Raw genomic sequence first — 14,170 nt, 5'->3', positions numbered from 1 at the left:
TGCGCTCTCCTTAACTTAAATGCTTTCGCAATTTTTGACTCGTCGTTTCAATAATCACGACTGCAACAAAAATTGACAATAAAATCATTCCGACACTCTGGAATTCACGCCAACCAATTTTCTCATTCAAAATCATACCAATGCCACCAGCGCCAACATAGCCAAGTATGGCGGCATAACGCACATTTCCTTCAAAAGCAAATAATGACGTTGAGAGATACGTTGGTAATATTTGTGGCAAAATCGTTGTAATAAATGAACGTGCTGGGCTTGCCCCCGTGGCAATGAGTGCTTCGTAGGCACCCATATCAACTGTTTCAATATATTCAAACAGTTGCTTACCCACAAAACTAAAACTAAACAAAAAAATTGCCACAGTACCAGCAAACGTACCCAAACCAAAAATATAAGTTGCAATCAATGCTGAGACTAATGTCGGAATTGTTCGCACGACTGTTAAAATAAAACGCACAACTAAATTCACAACACGATTACTCGTCACATTGTTAGCGGCAAGAATGGCAAAAGGTAACGCCACAACAGCACCAAAAAATGAGCCTAAAAATGACATCTGAATGGTCATCAATAATGGTCGCCAAACTTGCATAAAATAAGATAATTTAGGTGGAAACATGCTGCCAAAAATTTTCCAAAATCCTGCAAAGTTGGTAAATAAAGTGACCAGACTAAAGCCCGTCACCCAAACAGATATGGCGATACCAATAATGAACAAAAAGAGGATTAGAGGTAGTCGCGTAAATTTTTGAGATACTTTTTTACCATTACCCAATGTGTAACTTTCAGCTTCAAATAACTTATCATACCAACCCATTATTCAGCCTCATCTTTACTATAAATAACATCTAGTATTTCTTGTGTCATCCCACTTACCGGACCATCATAAACCACTTTTCCAGCGCGAATGCCAATAATACGCTTAGAATATTCTAAGGCTAGGTCAACATGATGAATATTAATCAGAACAGTTTGCCCAAGTTCTTCGTTGATCCGTTTAAAATCATCCATCACTTCATGAGCCGTCACAGGGTCTAATGCCGCCACCGGTTCATCCGCCAATAAAACACTTGGATTTTGTGTTAATGTACGTGCCAATGAGACACGTTGTTGTTGTCCCCCAGACAGTTGGTCTGTCCGTACAAATGCCTTGTCTAGCATCGAGACACGATCTAATGCCTCCAAAGCGCTTATTTTTTCTTCCTTAGAAAATAAACCAAGTAAAACGCGCCAAAAAGGCATATCCGGCACTAATGAGCTCATCACATTCTTAATCACAGAAATACGTGGTACCAAATTGTAGGACTGGAAAATCATACCAACTTTGCGACGATACTGGCGCAATGCTTGACCCTTTAAGGTTGAAATTTCCACACCATCAACCATTAGGCTACCTTCAGTAATGTTATTTAACCGATTAATTGTGCGAATAAATGTTGACTTACCTGCTCCAGACATGCCAATAATACCAATGAACTCACCATCTTGAATTTCTAGATTAATGTCTTGTAGGCCTTTTACACCGTTGGGGTAAGTTTTTGAAACGTGTTCAAATTTAATCATAGTTGCCGTCCTAATTTTTTATATCATGCCCTTATGGCCTTAACGCAAGAAAAGCGGCGCTTGTATGCGCTGCTTTTCTGGTATATTTAGTAAATTATCTGTCACATTGTACGTAACAAATTATTTTTGAGAATTCTTTAACACTTTTTGTGCTGCACGTTCACCATCATAATTTGATGTTTTAGCTGGTTCATAGCCTTCGTGTGAGTAAATGGCAATAACCTGCTTACCTTCTTTTGTTTTAGCTAAGTTAATAAACGCCTTTGACAACGCCTTCTCAAATTCTGGCGTCATTGTTTTTGACTTTTTTGATACGGAAATTGTGTCGTTATAAATTTCTTGTGATACGCCAATAACATTTGTTTCTTCCCATATTGACTTTGGTTGCTGATAATCTGTTGTCCACAACTTAGCAAAGTCGCGGCGGGCATCACCGTAAGTTGGCATGATATCGATTTGTCCTGAAGCCAAACGCGCCATACCTGAACCATATGAATCAACTGTCACTGTGTTTTTCAAATCAGCAACCGTCTTCTTATAATTTTTATTCAACCATAGTGATGGGTAAATATAACCAGCAGACGATGTTGTTGAAGACAATCCCCACTTTGCTGAGCTCAAATCATCCCATGTCAACTTTTGACCAGCATTAACTTTTTTAGCTAGCTCTTGTCCCTTAGCTGAAGGACCTGCAATAAAGATTGAGCGGTACTTTGATGACTGTTCTTTGATTTGTTCTGTTGGCTTACCGTCGTTCCACTTGGCAGCATCAGAGAAGTTTTTGTTAAGGCCAGCACGTGTTGCTGTCAGCAGTGGCTTGACACCATCTTCATACATGACATAAGTACCACCAGGAATAAAGCCGATGTCTGCAGTGCCTGATGTCAAAGCTTCACCAGCCGCTTCGTAGCTTGTTCCAACTTTGATATCAACATTATCAACCATATAACCTTCTTTTTTCAATTGATCTTTCAATAGACCTTTCAACGGTGCTGTTGCTGTCACAATCTTATCAGGTTGCTTTGATGGCACAAAATAGACTTTCAAATCTTTAATCGTTTTATCTGATGTCGACTTTGCCCCTGTATGGGTAAATCCAAAATAGGCTGCAATCGCAATAACCACAACAATAACGATGCCTGCGAGTGTTTTCGCATTCTTGCTCATAATGCTTCTCTCCTGTGTACCAATTGGTAATTTATATGTTACAAATACTACATCTACTATCGTACACAACTATCATCAAGCTTTTGACGATATTGGGTAAAGAGTTTGTATATTTGTTTCCTCTACCAATATATCAGATAAAATATACTTATAACTTTATACCAAATTATAGTTTCCTCATTTTAAAATGAAACGTCCGGCTCTTTCCGAACATTAAACGAAAATAAAGCATTGAAGACGAACGTTTGACTTTTATAGAAGCCTTAAGCGGCATTAAAAAAAACCGAACGTTTAATGTTCGGTTTCATTTAACAAATAATACGTTATTGTCCTTGCCTAATTGCGGCAACATGAATACGGTTAACCGCACGCATTAAAGCAACACGTGCCCGTTTCAACTCCGCATCATTATTGTCATTTTGCGCATGGGCAATACGCGCTTCAGCACGTTCTTTAGCACTTTGCGCGCGTGTCACATCAATGTTACCAGATGTCTCTGCACTATCTGCAATCACAGTCAACAAATCATTAGAGAATTCAGCAATACCACCATTAACAGCTAAAGTCTCGTGTTGACCATCTTTTTTAACAAGTAATTCGTTAATTGTCAAAGCAGCTAAAATTGGCACGTGCTGACGCATAATACCGATTTGACCACCCTGTGTATTAACAACGGCCAATTCAACATTGGTTTCGTTGTAAATTTCACCTACTGGTGTCACAATTTGTACGGTAATTCCTGTTTTCTTTGGTGTTGTCGTCTCATCTGCCATTAGTCAATACCCCCTTATTGGGCCATTGTTTTGGCTTTTTCAACAACTTGTTCAATCGCACCTACATTTCGGAAAGCATCTTCTGGCAAATCATCATACTTACCATCAAGGATTTCCTTAAATGAACGTACAGTTTCAGCAACCGGTACATATTCACCGTTAATACCGGTAAATGTTTCGGCAACAGAGAATGGTTGTGACAAGAAGAATTGAATACGACGCGCACGGTTGACGGTCGTCTTCTCTTCGTCTGAAAGTTCATCCATTCCCAAAATTGAGATTATATCTTGCAATTCACGATAACGTTGCAATGTACGTTGTACTTCTGTGGCCACTTCATAATGTTCTTGACCAACAACTTGTGGGTCTAAAGCAGAAGAAGTTGATGCTAGTGGATCAACAGCTGGATAGATACCTTGTTGTGTCAAAGCACGTTCCAGGTTAGTAGTAGCATCCAAATGAGCAAACGTCGTTGCTGGCGCAGGGTCGGTATAATCATCGGCAGGCACATAAACCGCCTGAATTGATGTAACAGAACCCTTTTTGGTTGATGTAATACGTTCTTGTAATTGTCCCATTTCAGTTGCCAAAGTTGGCTGATAACCAACGGCAGATGGAATACGACCCAACAACGCAGAAACTTCTGAACCAGCTTGTGTGAAACGGAAAATGTTATCAATAAACAACAACACATCCTTACCTTCACTATCACGGAAGTTTTCAGCCATTGTCAAGCCAGTCAAAGCAACACGCATACGTGCGCCTGGTGGCTCATTCATTTGACCATAAACCATGGCAGTTTGTTTCAAAACGCCTGATTCTGCCATTTCGTGGTACATATCATTACCTTCACGCGTGCGTTCACCAACACCCGTGAAAACAGAAATACCATTATGACCTTGCGCAATATTATGAATCAATTCCTGAATCAGAACTGTTTTACCAACACCAGCACCACCAAACAGACCAATTTTTCCACCACGAACATAAGGTGCCAATAAGTCAATCACCTTAATACCAGTTTCTAATATTTCTGTTGAATTTGCTAGGTCATCATAACTAGGGGCATCTCGATGGATAGAATGACGTGGTGTCTCTGCGGCAATTTCACCGTTATTATCCACTGGTTCACCTAACACATTGAAAACACGTCCTAATGTGGCTTCACCGACAGGCACTTTAATAGCATCCCCTGTATCAGTTACCGACATACCACGTTGAAGGCCATCAGTTGAATCCATAGCAATAGTGCGGACAATACCATCACCTAGTGCTAATGAGACTTCAACTGTCAATGTTTGGCCGTCGCCCTTGTCGATTTTAAGCGCATTGTTAATATCAGGTACTTGTTGACCTGATTCAAACGCAACATCGACGACCGGACCAATCACTTGTACGACTTTTCCAGTACTCATTGTCGTTTTCCTTTCAAATTTAGAACAGCCAACAACACTCTCACAAGCATTGTCGCGTTTTTAATCACTGCGCATGCAGTTCATTTTAATCGAATAGTATGGCACCCATGAATTTACTCCAAGGCAGCCATACCACCTGTAATTTCTGTAATTTCCGTCGTAATCGCAGCTTGACGTGCACGGTTGAACTGTAACTCCAAACGCCCAATAAGATCTTTAGCATTATCTGTCGCTGCTTTCATCGCTGTCGATGAAGCTGCATGTTCAGCCGTTTTAGCATCAAGCACTGCTTCATACACTAAACTCTGTGCAAACTGCGGCAACACAACATTTAATACAGCTGTTGTGTCTGGTTCGACTTCATAAGCGCTTTGAATATCTAGCTCTGCTTTGTGAGCTTCTGTACCACCCATTGCGACCAACGTATCACCTGTTAACGGTAACAATTGAACGTCGCGATACTCACTAGTCAAACGGTTAACAAAGTGATTGTATACAACGTGAAGTGCATCAAACACTTCAGATTCATATAAACTCGTTACTGTTTTAACTACTGAACGTATTTCGTTAAACGATGGTACATCTGAAACACCACGGTGTTCCAAAATGACTTCAAAGCCACGTTTCTTATAAAAATCAGCCCCATTACCACCAACAGCCAAAATAGCCGTATTGGTTGTATCCAAATTCAAACGGGCCATTAATGCATTCGTTTGTTTGATAACATTGGCATTGTACGATCCAACCAAACCACGATCAGAGGTAACAACCAAAATACCCGTCTTACGAATGGGCCGTTGCGCAATTAGAGGAATATGCTTGGCATCAGCATTGTCAAACAAGTGAGCGGCAACAAGATGCTCCACCACCGCCTCAAGGCGTGCGGCGTATGCTTGATATCCTCTACCATAGCGTTGAATTTGGCTTAGTTTAGCCGTTGAGACCATTTGCATGGCACTCGTTATTTGACGCGTCTTTTTAGTGGATGAGATACGACGCTGAATATCTTGCAAAGAAGCCATTGCAGCGTCCTCCTATTATTCAGCCGCTGAACCAGCAAATCCAGCCTTAAAGGCTTCAATTGCTGCGTTCATAGCTGATTCTTCAGGTAATTGCTTCGTGTCAATGATGACTTTAAACAAATCATTCGCATTGGCATCAACGTATGCAATCAACTCATCTTGGAAACGTTGAATATCTTCAACGGCAATGTCATCAATATATCCATGTGTTAGCGCATAAAGAACGATAACTTGATGTTGTACTGGCATTGGCTTATGAAGCGGTTGCTTTAACACTTCAACTGTTCGACGACCACGTGCTAACTTAGCTTGGGTCGCAGCATCAAGATCTGAACCAAATTGCGCGAAACTTTCTAGTTCACGGAATGAAGCCAAATCCAAACGTAATGTACCAGCAACCTTTTTCATTGCCTTAATCTGTGCATCACCACCAACACGTGAAACCGATGTTCCAGCATCAATCGCTGGACGGACGCCGGCATAGAATTGATCAGCGTCCAAGAAGACTTGACCATCTGTGATTGAGATAACGTTTGTTGGAATATAAGCAGATACATCGCCAGCCTGTGTCTCAATAATAGGCAAAGCCGTCATTGAACCGCCACCTAATTCATCTGATAACTTGGCGGCACGTTCTAGCAAACGTGAATGCAAGTAGAACACATCACCAGGGTATGCTTCACGTCCTGGTGGTCGACGAAGAATCAATGACAATTCACGATAAGCTGTTGCTTGCTTTGACAAATCATCATAAACAATCAAAACATGCTTACCGTTATACATGAATTCTTCACCCATTGCTGCCCCAACATAGGGTGCCAAATATAGCATTGGTGCTGGCTCTGAAGGTCCAGCATTAACAACAATTGTGTAATCCATTGCGCCCATTTGACGTAATGTCTCAACTTGTGTACGAACGGTTGAATCTTTTTGACCAATCGCAACATAAATAACAATCATGTTTTGATCTTTTTGATTCAAAATTGTATCAATGGCCAAAGACGTTTTTCCTGTCTTACGATCACCGATAATTAATTCACGCTGTCCTCGTCCAATCGGAACAAGCGCATCAATCGCTTTAATACCTGTTTGTAATGGCTCGAAAACTGATTTACGTTGCATGACACCTGGTGCCTTGACTTCAACCGGACGGAACTTATCCGTCTTGATTTCGCCCAAGCCATCAATTGGCTGTCCTAATGCATTTACTACGCGTCCAATCAATTGTTCGCCAACCGGCACTTCCATAATACGGCCGGTACGCTTAACTGTGTCACCCTCACGAATATCATCAAAACCACCAAGAATGATGATTCCAACTTCGCTTGACTCGAGGTTTTGGGCCATCCCGAATGTACCATTGGCAAATTCAAGTAGTTCACCAGCCATAGCATTTGCTAAGCCAGTTGCACGTGCCACACCATCACCAATATAGGTAACAGTTCCCACTTCTTCTACAGTTAGCGTTGTGTCGAACTTTTCGAGCTGTTGCTTAATTAAAGCAGAAATTTCTTCAGCTTGAATAGCCATTATTTTTCCTCACTAACCTAATAATTGTGCCTTCATTTTGGCAATTTTTGTTTGTAAACTTCCGTCAATTAGTGTTGATTGTGACTGTAAAATCACACCACCAATAATACTTTCATCCACATTATTAGTTAAATTAACATGCTTCGCACCTGTTTTAGAAGCAAAAACTGCTGCTAATTTATCTAAACGTGTCTCATCTAGTGCAACGGCCGTTGTGGCCACAACATTAACAATGCCATGTGCATCATTATAATAATCTTCAAAAGATGTCACGATTTGTGTCAAAAGATTTAAACGATTATTATAAGCCAGCAGCTTAACCAAATTTTGAATGGCTTCTGAGGCACCTGTCGTCAATGTTGTTAGCAGACCATCACGTGCCTCACTGTTGATGTCATTTGAACTCACAACCGTCACAAAGTTCGGATTGTTTTCAAAAACCACTTTTAAGGTATCTAAATCTTTGCGTGTGTCTTCAACATTGTCTTGTTCACTAGATAATTCAAAAATTGCTTTGGCGTATTGGTCAGCGATATCTTTAAGATTTGTTGCCATCCCAATACTCCTTATTTAGTTTCTAAATCTGAAATGTAAGCATCAATTAATGCTTGTTGATCATTTAACGATAATTCCTTCTGCATAAGTTTTGAAGCAATCGCTACAGATAGCGCTGCTACATCATTTTTTGCATTAGCAATTGCGTCTTCCTTGAGCTTTTCAGCATCAGTTTGTGCTTGCTGATTAATCGTGTTTGCACGTTCAGCAGCTACAGCAACTAATGCATCGCTTTGCTTTTGTGCACTAGCCTTCGCGTCAGCAACAACCTTAGTTGCTTGTTGACGTGTGTCAGCTAACTCACTTTGCCGTTGTGCTGCCAAATTTTCAGCTTCTTGACGTGCTGATTCAGCACCATCAATGTCAGTTGAAATTTTTTCAGCACGTTCATCAAGAACTTTTGTCAATGGCCCGTAAGCCACTTTCTTCAAAATAACCATCAACACGAGGAATGAAATGATAATAAACAGCATATTACCTAATGGTAATTTGTTTGCTGCTAAGGTTGTTAAACCAAACATGATTTTCCTCCACTATATACTTGTGATTACTTGCCCATCAACATGAAGGCGAAGACAATTGACAAAATTGGCATAACTTCGACCAATGCGACACCCAAGAACATACGTGACAACAAACGGCTTTCAAGTTCAGGTTGACGACTCATACCTGCCAAGAATTGTGAAATCAAAACACCGTTACCAATACCACCACCAACAGCGGCTCCAGCGGCTGCAAGACCCGCTGCGATTACACCAAGATTGTGCAAATCCATGAGATTACTCCTTATTATAGAATACTGATTAGACCATGACGTTAATCAGCACATTTCCATTTTGATTAGATGAAACGCTCCCGCGTAATTAACAAACCAACTTGTGTCATAAATTGAGTATTTCTAGTCAACTTGTGGCACAAATCTCATTTGCTTGATCACCATTATTCATTACCCGACAATTGGGCAATAAACACACCAGTTAAGATTACAAAGACATAAGCCTGAATCCCACCGATAAATAGTGAAAAGCCTTGCCAGACCATTTCAATCGGCAATGCTAGCACTGTCCAGAAACCATTCAGGTGTCCTGGCCAAGCTAAACTATTAGCCACGAGTGTCAGTAACATTTCACCAGCGAAAATATTACCGAACAAACGCAGTGATAACGTCAAGAAATTAGCTAGTTGTTCAATGATATTAAGTGGTAACATCCAAGAATATGGTGTTAACAACATGTTTTTAAGGTATCCCTTAAAGCCTAGTTGTTGTACGCCCATACCGTGTGCAACCATCAAAGACATAATAGCTAACGTCATCGTCACGATCGGGTTTGCTGTGGGTGACTTGATATAGGTCACACCATCAGTCCCCTGCAATTGAAGCAACAAGCCCATTTCGTTTGATACTACGATGAAGAAAAACAACGTAAATGCATACAAACCAAATTGACGTGCCTGCTTCTTTGGCAATTGTCCACCCACAATACCATTAGTGAAATCAAGTAAGTATTCAATGACATTTTGTCGCTTACCTGGTCGCAATGACGGTTTACGTGTTAGCACAATCGATACAATCACAACGATTGCCATAGCCAGCAACGTTGAAAGTATCGTGCCCCAATCAAATGTGAGACCTAGAAACTCAAACGGTGCCGTAGGGTCATCCATGCGCCTTCTCCTTTCTCATATAAATTTGGCGAAATGGTCGTAAACGGCTATTCGTCATAACATATAAATCTATAATACGCTTTTGAAATTGAAATACAACCGTTTTGTGTCACTTTTTCACAAAGAGTTATTCACGTCTTTTGTTAAACGTTGGTAAAATGGTTTTTACTGCGTAATTATTAAAAGTTACAATTTATTTAATCCCCTTAAAAACGTTAAAAGCTCTTACTATTGGGCACATTATATACCATTTATGATAAAAACTTCTGACACGTATTATCGCAAACTGTGTCATTGACAACGAAAAATACAAGACAACATTTTAGACACTAAAGCTTAAAAACGAAATATTTCTCTCTGTTTTGTGATTTAAAAAACAAAAAACACGACAAAATGTCGTGTTTTTTAATGGCGATCACTGGCCGCCACTTTAGGCAATAATAGATTTAATAAAATGCCCAGTAAGGTTGCAATAGCAACGCCTGAAAAATCCATTTGTGCGCTTAATTGCAAATGGAAGTTACCAATACCAATGACGAGTACGGGTGCTGCAATCATGAGATTACGTTTTTTACTATAATCAACTTTATTATCAACCAGCACTTGCAAGCCAGCGGCTGCAATAACACCGTATAACATAAAGCCAACACCGCCCGTAACCGCCCCAGGAATAGTTGAAATTAAAGCAGATAACTTACCTACAAAACTGAAGATAACCGCAAAGAATGCTGCCCCACCAATTACCCATACAGAATACACACGACTAAGTTGCATCACACCAATATTTTCACCATAAGAGGTGACTGCTGGGCCACCAACTAATCCAGCAACAACCGAAGCTGTACCATCACCGGTTAATGTGCGTTTCAAGCCTGGATTGACAAAAAAATCATGTCCTGTAATTTTTGAAAGCACCATCAAGTGACCTAAATGCTCGGATAACGTCACCAATGCTAGTGGTGCCATACTGAGCACTGCCGCAGGATAAAAGTGAAAACCATTTTTACCGATGAATGTTTCATAATTTGGCAATTGGAACCAATGCGCTGTAGCAACGGGAGACAAATCAACAAGCCCAAAAACTAATGCCATGAGATAACCGAATACAATGCCTAATAAAACCGGTAGTAAACCAAGAAAACCCTTCAAGAACATATTAAAAGCAACTGTGGCTAATAACGTTAATAATGCGACGACAAACACTTTCCAATCATATTTTCCATTAATCATCGTAGCAGAAGTAGCCGCAGAACCGGCTAAACTTAAGCCAATCACCATAATAATAGGGCCGACCACTTCGGGTGGAAATATCGTATCCAACCAGCCTGTTCCTGTAACTGTTATAATCAATGCAACAACCAAATAGACTAGACCAACAGCAATAATTCCCTGTGCCACTGCCGGATAACCCACTGTCTTCATCAACGAGGCCATTGGAATAATAAACGCAAAACTAGAGCCCATATAAGCTGGTACTTTACCACGTGTAATCAATAAATGTAATAGTGTGCCAATGCCAGATGTAAATAATGCGACCCCTGGATTAAGCCCTACTAATAATGGTACCAAGACTGTGGCACCAAACATTGAAAACAGATGCTGTAATGAAAGTCCTAGCCAAGTAAGAAATGGTGGTTTATCATGCAAATCGTAAATTGCATGATTATCGGGTTTTGCTGCCATAATGTTAGTGCGAACACCCAAGCGTTCGCTTCCTCCTCAATCTTTTACCGTTAACAATAATAAATCTAAACGATACCATTATAAACTAAAAACCTGACATGTTGTTAAACAATGTCAGGTTTTGTTTATTCAATTATTATGGTGCGCAGCAAACGCACGCTTTTGAGACTTGACTCCGACATATCTGGCCGATTTCTCGTACCTTGCCAACCTGCACACCTGTAAATCGCGTTGATAGTGTCCAGATGCGTATCATCTGCTCTTAATTAAATCATATCACAGTGGCAGGTTTTTATAACTCAGATTAACTGCTCGAAACATTGGCTCTTGTTATGCTTTACTGGCATCAAATTAATCACTAATCATTGTTCACAAGATGCCGGCCAATGATATGTCGAATTCAAATAATTTACTTTGCGTCATTCACGGCCTCCTTTGCTTTTGTTACCTTAATTATATCATAGTGTGAAAGCGCTTACAATAACTATTAAAAAAAACAATGCTTTGACATCGCATTACATTTTTTCTTCTAATTTAACTTCTGGATATTTATCGTGGAACCAATTCATTGCAAACTTATTTTCGAATAGAAATACTGGCTGATCGTAGCGGTCTTTAACCAACAAGTTACGGCTTGAAGCCATCTTCTCATCTAGTTGTTCTGGTGCTATCCAACGAGCAACTTTTGACCCAATTGACTCAAATTGAATTTCAACATTGTATTCGTTTTCCATACGGAATTGGAAAACTTCAAACTGCAGTTGACCAACGGCACCAATAATGTAATCACTGCCTTGCCAAGACTTATAAAGCTGAATCGTGCCTTCTTGGACTAATTGTTCAATGCCTTTATGATATGATTTTTGTTTCATCACATCTTTAGCAATGACACGGTTGAATAGCTCTGGTGTAAATGTTGGTAAGTCTGGGAACTGTACAGCTTGTTTACCGGCATAGATGGTGTCGCCAATCTGGAAATTACCTGTATCATAAACACCAATAATGTCGCCAGGCACCGCTGTCTGAACATTTTCACGTTCTTCAGCCATGAACTGCGTTACATTGGATAATTTCAGCTTCTTACCGTTACGCTGTAAAGTGACGTCCATACCACGACTAAACTCGCCTGAGACAATACGAACAAAGGCAATACGGTCACGATGACGCGGATCCATATTTGCCTGAATTTTGAACACAAATCCTGTAAATTGTGGCTTATCTGGTGTTACTTGCTGACCATCAACTGTGCCCATCGCCGATGGTGCTGGTGCATAAGTTAAATACTCACGCAAAAATTCGGTTACACCAAAATTAACTAATGCGGACCCAAAGAATACAGGTGTCAACTTACCACGACTGATTGCTTCTTGGTCAAAAGCATTCCCAGCATCACGCAATAACTCAATTTCATCCATTGTTTCAGTAACAACTTCTGGATGAGCCGTGGCATTTTTAAATGGCACCATTTGATCATTTTGCAGGTCATAAATACCTTGTAAAATTTGACCTGATCCCACCGGCCAGTTCATAGGATAAGCTTGTATCCCCAAAATAGACTCTAACTCGTCCACTAAATCTAAAGCTGGACGTGCGTCACGGTCAATTTTGTTAAAAAAAGTAAAGACAGGAATACCACGCTGAGCAACAATTTCAAACAACTTTTTTGTTTGTGGTTCGATACCCTTTGCCGCATCGACAACCATGACGACAGAATCAACTGCCATCAACGTACGATAAGTATCTTCGGAAAAATCCTCGTGTCCAGGTGTATCTAAAATATTAATGCGTTTCCCATCATAATCGAATTGTAGGACCGAAGAGGTCACCGAAATACCACGCTGTTGTTCGATTGCCATCCAATCTGAGGAAGCCAACTTATGAGATCCGCGACCCTTGACTGTTCCAGCCTCACGAATCACACCGCCGTGTAATAATAGTTGTTCAGTTAATGTCGTTTTACCTGCATCTGGGTGAGAAATGATAGCAAATGTCCGACGGTTTTGTAATTGTTCTTGAAAGTTTTCCATAAAATCTAGTTTACCTGATATACCAGTGTTTCACAACAGAAAAAGCCAACCGTTACCGATTAGCCAAACAGCATGCTGTTACTTTTTAAATTTTAACGATCAGCAACGACTTTAACGTCGCGCGCAGCAATATGTTGTACGTCACGATAGTTATTCGGATATTTTTCATGTAATAATGCTAATTCAGCTGAACTAATGACAATTGGCTGCTTCAATACTAACCAAGTGACATCTTGTCCCAATGGCGGTGTCGTGAGAGAACCAGTGTAACGATAATAGGAATGATCTTGAGGCAATAATTCGATTAAGCGCGTTGCCGCAATTGACGTATGGTAAATATCTTGGATAATCGTGTGTGTTGTTGCTGTTTTTGAAACATCGGCAAAAGCTGCCACAACTAAGACTTTGTCGCCATTTAAGTAAACAAAATGTGTTTCAGCGTCATGTCGATAACCATCAATCAGATGCTCTGCGCCTTCATGAAAATGTATACGTTCCAATTGCCATGTTTGTCCGTCTACTTGTAACGTCCCTGACACCAAAAATTGTTCACCCACAACACGGTCTTCATATTGTGTTTTACCTGTAAACACCATGTTCAAATGATCAGTACCTTCATCAACCAGTTGTTTACTCTCAATATTGATTGGTGACTGTAATGGTGTTTCGCCAGCTTCATGCCATGTACTTTGTTGACTATAATCCAAATGCTTCATGATTTGACTCCAAAAGATTTCTTTCTATTTTATCAAAGA

14 protein-coding genes are annotated in these 14,170 nt (G+C 40.2%); all 14 read right to left on the bottom strand.

The genetic code is table 11. From position 1 onward, the window contains the following. Nucleotides 1–10: 10 nt before the first annotated feature. The 14 genes from phnE to FAZ25_RS03500 all read right to left on the bottom strand — a co-directional run bounded on the left by phnE (nucleotide 11) and on the right by FAZ25_RS03500 (nucleotide 14,131). On the bottom strand, nucleotides 11–832 hold the full coding sequence (phnE, locus tag FAZ25_RS03565) for a phosphonate ABC transporter, permease protein PhnE (RefSeq protein WP_004902047.1): 822 nt from the start codon (nucleotides 830–832) through the stop codon (nucleotides 11–13). Further along, a complete protein-coding gene (gene phnC / locus FAZ25_RS03560) occupies nucleotides 832–1,578 on the bottom strand; it encodes a phosphonate ABC transporter ATP-binding protein (RefSeq protein ID WP_040190669.1) in 747 nt (248 codons plus the stop codon). Before phnC ends, phnE begins: the two co-directional genes overlap by 1 nt. 120 nt (nucleotides 1,579–1,698) lie before the next feature. Next, nucleotides 1,699–2,745 (bottom strand): phosphate/phosphite/phosphonate ABC transporter substrate-binding protein, encoded by a 1,047-nt coding sequence (locus FAZ25_RS03555; protein WP_192269782.1) that lies wholly within the window; start codon nucleotides 2,743–2,745, stop codon nucleotides 1,699–1,701. A gap of 323 nt (nucleotides 2,746–3,068) precedes the next feature. Beyond that, entirely contained in the window at nucleotides 3,069–3,518 is a 450-nt protein-coding gene (locus tag FAZ25_RS03550; protein WP_004902052.1) for a F0F1 ATP synthase subunit epsilon, read from the bottom strand. 14 nt (nucleotides 3,519–3,532) lie between these two features. Continuing rightward, nucleotides 3,533–4,933, bottom strand: a complete 1,401-nt coding sequence (atpD, locus tag FAZ25_RS03545) for a F0F1 ATP synthase subunit beta (protein WP_004902054.1) — start codon at nucleotides 4,931–4,933, stop codon at nucleotides 3,533–3,535. 113 nt (nucleotides 4,934–5,046) lie between these two features. Further along, nucleotides 5,047–5,955, bottom strand: coding sequence for a F0F1 ATP synthase subunit gamma (locus FAZ25_RS03540; protein WP_004902056.1), 909 nt, complete (start codon nucleotides 5,953–5,955; stop codon nucleotides 5,047–5,049). 15 nt (nucleotides 5,956–5,970) lie between these two features. Continuing rightward, entirely contained in the window at nucleotides 5,971–7,485 is a 1,515-nt protein-coding gene (atpA, locus tag FAZ25_RS03535) for a F0F1 ATP synthase subunit alpha (RefSeq protein WP_004904999.1), read from the bottom strand. Nucleotides 7,486–7,497: 12 nt separating this feature from the next. Beyond that, on the bottom strand, nucleotides 7,498–8,040 hold the full coding sequence (atpH, locus tag FAZ25_RS03530; protein WP_048801658.1) for an ATP synthase F1 subunit delta: 543 nt from the start codon (nucleotides 8,038–8,040) through the stop codon (nucleotides 7,498–7,500). 11 nt (nucleotides 8,041–8,051) lie between these two features. Next, nucleotides 8,052–8,561, bottom strand: a complete 510-nt coding sequence (gene atpF, locus FAZ25_RS03525) for a F0F1 ATP synthase subunit B (protein WP_004902062.1) — start codon at nucleotides 8,559–8,561, stop codon at nucleotides 8,052–8,054. A 26-nt stretch (nucleotides 8,562–8,587) separates the two neighbouring features. Next, complete coding sequence (gene atpE / locus FAZ25_RS03520; RefSeq protein WP_004902064.1) at nucleotides 8,588–8,815, bottom strand: F0F1 ATP synthase subunit C; 228 nt, start codon at nucleotides 8,813–8,815, stop codon at nucleotides 8,588–8,590. 164 nt (nucleotides 8,816–8,979) lie between these two features. After that, a complete protein-coding gene (gene atpB, locus FAZ25_RS03515) occupies nucleotides 8,980–9,705 on the bottom strand; it encodes a F0F1 ATP synthase subunit A (RefSeq protein ID WP_004905003.1) in 726 nt (241 codons plus the stop codon). A 405-nt stretch (nucleotides 9,706–10,110) separates the two neighbouring features. Next, nucleotides 10,111–11,388: a solute carrier family 23 protein gene (locus FAZ25_RS03510; protein WP_036058429.1), complete on the bottom strand. Its 1,278-nt coding sequence runs from the start codon at nucleotides 11,386–11,388 to the stop codon at nucleotides 10,111–10,113. A gap of 515 nt (nucleotides 11,389–11,903) precedes the next feature. Continuing rightward, on the bottom strand, nucleotides 11,904–13,415 hold the full coding sequence (locus tag FAZ25_RS03505) for a peptide chain release factor 3 (protein WP_040177485.1): 1,512 nt from the start codon (nucleotides 13,413–13,415) through the stop codon (nucleotides 11,904–11,906). A 92-nt stretch (nucleotides 13,416–13,507) separates the two neighbouring features. Further along, entirely contained in the window at nucleotides 13,508–14,131 is a 624-nt protein-coding gene (locus FAZ25_RS03500; protein ID WP_004902077.1) for a carbonic anhydrase family protein, read from the bottom strand. Nucleotides 14,132–14,170: the final 39 nt, after the last annotated feature.

The sequence above is a fragment of the Leuconostoc sp. LN180020 genome (assembly GCF_014844115.1).
GTDB lineage: Bacteria > Bacillota > Bacilli > Lactobacillales > Lactobacillaceae > Leuconostoc > Leuconostoc citreum.
Note: the sequence above shows the minus strand (reverse complement) of the source record. Positions and strands in the feature narration are given on the sequence as shown.

Excerpts from the sequence above, each read along its gene's own strand:
- phnE (WP_004902047.1), bottom strand. The coding sequence starts at position 832 with ATGGGTTGGTATGATAAGTTATTTGAAGCTGAAAGTTACACATTGGGT.
- phnC (WP_040190669.1), bottom strand. The coding sequence starts at position 1,578 with ATGATTAAATTTGAACACGTTTCAAAAACTTACCCCAACGGTGTAAAA.
- FAZ25_RS03555 (WP_192269782.1), bottom strand. The coding sequence starts at position 2,745 with ATGAGCAAGAATGCGAAAACACTCGCAGGCATCGTTATTGTTGTGGTT.
- FAZ25_RS03550 (WP_004902052.1), bottom strand. The coding sequence starts at position 3,518 with ATGGCAGATGAGACGACAACACCAAAGAAAACAGGAATTACCGTACAA.
- atpD (WP_004902054.1), bottom strand. The coding sequence starts at position 4,933 with ATGAGTACTGGAAAAGTCGTACAAGTGATTGGTCCGGTCGTCGATGTT.
- FAZ25_RS03540 (WP_004902056.1), bottom strand. The coding sequence starts at position 5,955 with ATGGCTTCTTTGCAAGATATTCAGCGTCGTATCTCATCCACTAAAAAG.
- atpA (WP_004904999.1), bottom strand. The coding sequence starts at position 7,485 with ATGGCTATTCAAGCTGAAGAAATTTCTGCTTTAATTAAGCAACAGCTC.
- atpH (WP_048801658.1), bottom strand. The coding sequence starts at position 8,040 with ATGGCAACAAATCTTAAAGATATCGCTGACCAATACGCCAAAGCAATT.
- atpF (WP_004902062.1), bottom strand. The coding sequence starts at position 8,561 with ATGTTTGGTTTAACAACCTTAGCAGCAAACAAATTACCATTAGGTAAT.
- atpE (WP_004902064.1), bottom strand. The coding sequence starts at position 8,815 with ATGGATTTGCACAATCTTGGTGTAATCGCAGCGGGTCTTGCAGCCGCT.
- atpB (WP_004905003.1), bottom strand. The coding sequence starts at position 9,705 with ATGGATGACCCTACGGCACCGTTTGAGTTTCTAGGTCTCACATTTGAT.
- FAZ25_RS03510 (WP_036058429.1), bottom strand. The coding sequence starts at position 11,388 with ATGGCAGCAAAACCCGATAATCATGCAATTTACGATTTGCATGATAAA.
- FAZ25_RS03505 (WP_040177485.1), bottom strand. The coding sequence starts at position 13,415 with ATGGAAAACTTTCAAGAACAATTACAAAACCGTCGGACATTTGCTATC.
- FAZ25_RS03500 (WP_004902077.1), bottom strand. The coding sequence starts at position 14,131 with ATGAAGCATTTGGATTATAGTCAACAAAGTACATGGCATGAAGCTGGC.